At 44.6% G+C, this 4,929-nt stretch carries 4 protein-coding genes and 3 pseudogenes; 2 read left to right on the top strand and 5 right to left on the bottom strand.

The window, feature by feature from the left end:
* Both L4B77_RS00765 and L4B77_RS00760 read left to right on the top strand, forming a co-directional pair.
* A pseudogene (locus L4B77_RS00765) lies at positions 1–189 on the top strand (hypothetical protein); the annotation flags it as partial.
* Positions 190–247: 58 nt separating this feature from the next.
* Positions 248–376 (top strand): annotated as a pseudogene (locus L4B77_RS00760) (IS66 family transposase); the annotation flags it as partial.
* Between the two features lie 85 nt (positions 377–461).
* Here L4B77_RS00760 and L4B77_RS00755 read toward each other — a convergent pair.
* The 5 genes and pseudogenes from L4B77_RS00755 to L4B77_RS00735 all read right to left on the bottom strand — a co-directional run.
* On the bottom strand, positions 462–1,997 hold the full coding sequence (locus L4B77_RS00755; protein ID WP_429748124.1) for a BCCT family transporter: 1,536 nt from the start codon (positions 1,995–1,997) through the stop codon (positions 462–464).
* Positions 1,984–2,544 carry a homocysteine S-methyltransferase family protein gene (locus tag L4B77_RS00750; protein WP_429748123.1) on the bottom strand — a complete coding sequence of 187 codons (561 nt, stop codon included), beginning with the start codon at positions 2,542–2,544 and terminating at the stop codon, positions 1,984–1,986. The genes L4B77_RS00755 and L4B77_RS00750 overlap by 14 nt, the downstream gene beginning before the upstream one ends.
* Positions 2,545–2,584: 40 nt before the next feature.
* Entirely contained in the window at positions 2,585–3,268 is a 684-nt protein-coding gene (locus tag L4B77_RS00745) for an IS6 family transposase (RefSeq protein ID WP_429748122.1), read from the bottom strand.
* 95 nt (positions 3,269–3,363) lie between these two features.
* The gene (locus tag L4B77_RS00740) at positions 3,364–4,560 is read right to left on the bottom strand and encodes a multidrug effflux MFS transporter (protein ID WP_489686493.1); all 1,197 of its coding nucleotides are present in this window, start codon (positions 4,558–4,560) and stop codon (positions 3,364–3,366) included.
* A 169-nt stretch (positions 4,561–4,729) separates the two neighbouring features.
* A pseudogene (locus L4B77_RS00735) lies at positions 4,730–4,929 on the bottom strand (IS6 family transposase); the annotation flags it as partial.

Below are 4,929 nucleotides of genomic sequence, written 5' to 3'. Positions count from 1 at the left end.
GTGAAACAGAAAACGCGTCAAGCGCTGGGTTGGGTGAAACAGAAAACGCGTCAAGCGCTGGGTTGGAAATCAATGGAAGGAGCCTTGGCAAGTTTGCACGGACGAGAAATGTGGACGATGTTGAAACAAGACCAGATAGATGTTGAAGGGCAGACGGCCTTTGAACGATTCTACGCACTCGCAGTATAATTGTATCTGTAGGATGGGTCTGTCACGCCTCTAACTATATTTGCGACAGAACCATAAATCGGTCACTCAGGTGCCCCCTAAAAGTAAATTGGGTGAGGCGATTAGCTACAGTCTCAATCAATGGTCGAAGCTAGTACGAGTTATCGATGATGGCCAGTTAAGCATGGATAATAACCGAGCGGAACGCATAGCATTACAAGCATGAGTGAAATGTTTTATACCAAGACCAACCCTCTTCAAGTTTCAACATGAAGAGGGTATGTTATTTGAAATTAAACAATCAGCTCTTGTGCGTCAACAGACGCCTCAGACTCTGGTTGAAAAGATGTTTTTCCTCTTAGTTCCATTATGAGTTGTTTAACTAAAATTCCGTAGATAAACATCATCGGTAATCCCGCTACCACGCACAAGGATTTAATGGTATTGATGCCACCGCCCGTTAGGAACACGCTAAAACTGATAAGTGCAATCGCCCCTGCCCACATTAGCTTGATCTTGTTGTCTGGGTCACCGTTTAGGGATAACTGATTCGTCGTCAGCATTGAGATGGCTACGCTAGCGCTCGACATCGTGGTCAACATCAAGAAGAACTGAATCACCAAAAAGACCGCAAGAACTACATTATTTGCTGGCAAGGTTTTGATCAAAGAGACGACAGCAAACGTCAGTCCACCATTTCTCATCCACTCTTGAACTGGATAACCACCCAAAAGTTGTGCCCAAACAGCATACCCACCAAAGATTGAGATAAAGAACGAGCATCCTAGCGCTCCCATCGAGATAGTATACAAAATTACTTCACGGATAGTACGGCCTCTCGATATACGCGTGATAAACAACCCCATCATGATTAAGTACGCGTAGTACCAAAACCAATAATATTGCGTCCATGCTTGAGGAAAACCACTCTTCTGCACCGGATCTGTCCAAAGAGACATGCGGAAGAAGCGATCTAACATCACACCGAGCGAATCCGTTACGTTGTTCAACACAAATTGGGCATTTGATGAAAACAGAGCAAACAAGGCGAAGAGAATGGCGGCAATAACCGTGTAATCAGATACCTTACTGATGCCTTTGTTGAAGCCTACTAGTGTCACTGCCAATAAAACCAATACGAACAAGAAGATGATACCGCCTTGAAGCAACAAATTATTCTCTATCCCAAATAACTCTGCAGCTCCTGTACTAAGCAAAGTAACCGTTAAGGCTAATGAACTCGCAAAAGCCGCGAGTGTTCCAAAGATGGCCAAAAGATCGATGCATTTGCCCACAATTGGATTCTTACCTAGGACTGGTTCACACAATGTGGAGAGTTTCAATGTACGGTGCTTTTGCACATAGAAAGCGTAAGCAAAAGGAATCGCAGGGAAACAGTAGATCGCCCACCCTGTAATTCCCCAGTGGAACATTGAATAAGTGACTGACCACGCTGCTGCGGTGTAACTGTTCGCTTCAGCAAATAGCGGTGGAGATTGCAGGTAGTACATTGGCTCACCAATACCCCAATAAATGAGCGATGCACCAACACCAGCCGTAAAGATCATGCCGCCAAAAGAGAAGTTCGAATACTCAGGTTTTCCTTCACCCAATCGAATATCACCATATTTAGAAAACGCCAACCAAAGTAGGAAGCCAACAAGCACAAGACTACAAATCTGAACTAGCCAGCCAAACCAATCGGTCACAAACGTCATAGCGTTGTTCGCTATGGCTTGAGACTGCTCAGGAAACATAGAAGATACAAGTAAAATGAGAAGAACAGTACCGATCGCAGGAATAGTGAGTCCGAGATTAAGATTCTTCAAGACTGTCTCTCCATGCTGTGAGTTCTTCAATATGACTAGGCTCAATGCCACAACAGCCACCAATGATTCTTGCCCCTAAGTGGTACCACGTTTTCGCGTATTCTAGATATTCTGTTGGAGAGAAATGTCTTAGCTCTTGGTATGACTCATTAGCTTGATGTTCCGCTTTAATTGGCGTAAAACTGTTCGCGTAGACACCAATAGTTAACGTCTTCCCTGTTCGTTCCAATACCTGATTCACGTCTTCGATTGCTTGTTCAATAACTTCAGGAATTGAGCAATTGAAGAAAATACCGGTCGTCTTGGTATCAAGAAGCGTTTCTACCGCGTCTGTGACAAGTTCACCAGATCGAAGACGGGAGACTTTGCTGACTTCATCTTCTAACGTGAAAGAGATATAAACCGGCTTGTCGGTTTTGGACAGAACTTTGGTGATCACTCGTGCTTCATCAAGGCTTGCAACGGTTTCCGCCAACCAAATATCAACATGTGGCTGTTGCGCTTCAAATAGACTCGTACTGATGTCGTAAGCACGGTTCTGTCGCAAATATAGTTAGAGGCGTGATAGACCCATACTACAGATACAATTATACTGCGAGTGCGTAGAATAGTTCAAAGGCCGTCTGCCCTTCAACATCTATCTGGTCTTGTTTCAACATCGTCCACATTTCTCGTCCGTGCAAACTTGCCAAGGCTCCTTCCATTGATTTCCAACCCAGCGCTTGACGCGTTTTCTGCTTCACCCAACGGTGACTCTGCTCAACGATATTGTTCAGATATTTAATGTCTAATATCTCTACCAGTGAGAGCATAAAGTAACCCGTCAACCATAGCTGAATATTCATAGAATCAATGGCCGCGTAGTTACTCTTGCTTCCATCTATGACAATTTTGCTTGGTAAACCATTTTGAGCGATGGCCTTATTCAGAAAGGCTTTAGCCGCTGCCTCATCACGGTTCGGGCTAAGATAATAATCGACCACGTTTCCAAACTTATCGACCGCTCGATAGTAGTAGACCCACTTACCTTTTACTTTGATGTAGGTTTCATCCATTCGCCACGAGTCAGATACGGGCTTCTTTCTACGCCTCGCTCTGTGCTCTAATACTGGCGTAAATTTGATAACCCAACGATTAATCGTGGCGTGATCCACAACGACTCCGCGCTCCAATTGTATCTCTTCAATTTCACGATAACTGAGTTTATAGGCGAGATAATAACGTACGGTTTCGAGAATAACTTCAGAGGGGAAGTGGCAGCCTTTAAACATTAAGAATCAGTCTCATGAATAGAAATTAAGCAAATCTTAACTTAAAGGCTCAAAGTTTGCGACAGCCCCCCCTGAGATGTTGGTGAAAATTCACCTTAATTCAGCATATTAGTCACGAATTCTTTTTTCCTGACCATTAGCCACATCAGGCCGGCTAGTGTACCGACGGATAATTGGATAAAGCCTAAGTCTTCAATTAATGATTCTGGCCGGATTGAAACCAACACCATGCCAAACGAACCACAAATCATGCTGAAGAACTGTATCAGTGCGACGGCAGAGCCTGTGTCATGATCTTGTTGGTTCAACATCAAGTTGGTGCCCGGTACCTGTATGATGATCGCTACCAGTGTCGCTGGTGCTGCGATGAACATGAATAACCAAGGGGATCGGTCGCCAATGGTTAGGGTGAAGATGCCTGCAAGCGCCAACAAAGCAAAACATCCTGATATGACCTTTTGAGCCGGTATTCGGTAGGACAACTTGATGTAAATTGTTGGACCAAATGAGGCGCATAATGCATTAAATGCGAACGCGTAACTAAACTGTTGTTCGGTCAATCCAAAGTGATCGATGTAGATATAAGAACCCGCCGCAAGAAATCCCATCAACGCCATCGGTATGATAGAGAAAATGACCAGTAGCTTGATGAACGAGCGATTTTTCATGACCACGCCCATTCTTACCCACGAGCGGAACATAGAACCTTGGTATTTGGTTTCGAGAGTTTCTCGGTAGCAGCAAGCTAATACTGACGCGAATACACCAAAAACGACAAGGGTGACAAACATCATTCGCCAAGAAGCCATTTTTAGTAGAAAGGCACCAAATACAGGTGCAACTATTGGTGCTATGATCACCAGAGACATAATAGTCGACATGATTTTTTCACGTTCTCGGCCGTCATAAAGATCTTTGACAATGGCGGTAGCGATAACGGTGATAGCACTGCCAGCAAAGGCTTGGAATACACGAGCACCAATTAGTTGTTCGATGTTATTGGTTATCGCGCACAATATGCTTGCGGCCATATAGCTCGCTAATCCAATCAATAGGATCGGCCTACGACCGAATTTTTCGCTGATCGGCCCCCAGAACAAAAGACTGATGGCGTAAGTAGCGAAGTAGCTGCTCAGGGTTAGGTTGACCGTTGATCGGTCAGTATTAAACACCTCTACCATCTGCGGAAGTGCAGGTAAGTAAAGGTCGATAGTTAATGGAGGGAAAGCACTTATTATGACGAGAAAAAATAGCATACCGGTCTTTCCCAGTACTGGTTGTGGTCTCTTCAAGGTGGCTCTCCGTTGTCCAAAGTAGATCGCATGTACGGGGTACTTACTGTTACAACTCCATGCGGAGTTGACCAGAATCCTTTTCGCCCTGATGCCTAACATAATTCGCTATAACCGGTTCTGTCGCAAATATAGTTAGAGGCGTGATAGACCCATACTACAGATACAATTATACTGCGAGTGCGTAGAATAGCTCAAAGGCCGTCTGCCCTTCAACATCTATCTGGTCTTGTTTCAACATCGTCCACATTTCTCGTCCGTGCAAACTTGCCAAGGCTCCTTCCATTGATTTCCAACCCAGCGCTTGACGCGTTTTCTGCTTCACCCAACGGTGACTCTGCTCAACGATATTGTTCAGATATTTAATGT

The organism is Vibrio minamisatsumaniensis (genome assembly GCF_050337445.1).
Classification (GTDB): domain Bacteria; phylum Pseudomonadota; class Gammaproteobacteria; order Enterobacterales; family Vibrionaceae; genus Vibrio; species Vibrio artabrorum.
This window is presented reverse-complemented; position numbering and strand designations above follow the sequence as displayed.